Annotated in this window: 2 protein-coding genes; both read left to right on the forward strand. The window is 45.7% G+C overall.

Annotated elements, in window-relative coordinates; all coding sequences use genetic code 11:
• A partial coding sequence (gene mraY, locus A3738_RS18710; protein WP_068763774.1) for a phospho-N-acetylmuramoyl-pentapeptide-transferase occupies positions 1–599 on the forward strand: 599 nt, incomplete at its 5' end.
• Positions 600–603: 4 nt separating this feature from the next.
• On the forward strand, positions 604–1,207 hold a 604-nt coding region (locus tag A3738_RS18715; RefSeq protein ID WP_255376182.1), incomplete at its 3' end, for a Mur ligase family protein.

A 1,207-nucleotide genomic window follows, 5' to 3' on the forward strand; every position in this document is an offset into this window, starting at 1 on the left:
TTCCAGTATTCAAAGATGTGATCTTTGATCTAGGCCCTGGCTTTATTGTGCTGACGTATTTCGTATTAGTGGGTACCTCAAATGCGGTGAACTTAACAGATGGGTTAGACGGTTTAGCCATTATGCCAACGGTGCTAGTCGCTGGTGCGTTGGGCATCTTCGCATATGTATCTGGTAATGCTGTATTCGCAGACTATCTGCATATTCCTTTTGTCCCTGGTTCCGGTGAGCTCGTTGTATTTTGTGGCGCGATGGTCGGCGCCGGTTTGGGCTTTTTGTGGTTCAACACCTATCCGGCACAAGTTTTTATGGGCGATGTTGGCGCCTTGGCTTTAGGTGCAGCTCTAGGAGTGGTGGCAGTTATCGTTCGACAAGAGATCGTATTGTTCATTATGGGTGGCGTGTTCGTAATGGAAACGATCTCCGTAATCTTGCAAGTGGCCTCGTACAAGTTGACCGGACGTCGAATCTTTCGCATGGCGCCTTTGCATCACCACTTTGAATTAAAAGGTTGGCCTGAGCCGCGGGTCATTGTTCGTTTTTGGATTATTACTGTAATTCTTGTGTTAATTGGTTTAGCGACACTTAAGGTACGTTAAGAGAATGAGTTTGATTGCTTCTGACAAGCATAGTTTAGTGTTGGGTCTTGGTGAGACCGGGCTATCTTGTGCGCGCTTTTTAAAGCGAATTGGGCGGTCTTTCTCCATGGCAGATACCCGCCAAAACCCGCCGAACCTAGACCAAGTTAAAAACATGTACCCAGATGTGGCGATTTCACTCGGAGAGATTGCTGATGATGCCTTATGTAATTATTCAGAGCTGATTCTGAGTCCTGGTCTAGATCCGAAATACCCTGCTATTCAAAAAGCTAAAGAAGCTGGCGTAGCAGTCCGCGGTGACATTGATCTGTTTGCTGAACATGTAAATGCACCAATGATCGCGATTACAGGATCAAACGGTAAAAGTACGGTTACGACCCTAGTTGGAGAAATGGCTGCAAATGCGGGCATCAATGTTCGTGTTGGCGGTAACTTAGGAACTCCTGCATTAGATCTTCTCGAAGATGACGTTGAGCTTTACGTGATGGAGTTGTCTAGTTTTCAACTAGAGCTCGTTAATAAACTCAATGCCGACGTCGCTTGTTTACTGAATATTAGCGAAGATCATATGGATCGCTATGACAGCAAAATGGCTTATCTACAAGCTA

Source organism: Oleiphilus sp. HI0066 (assembly GCF_001635725.1).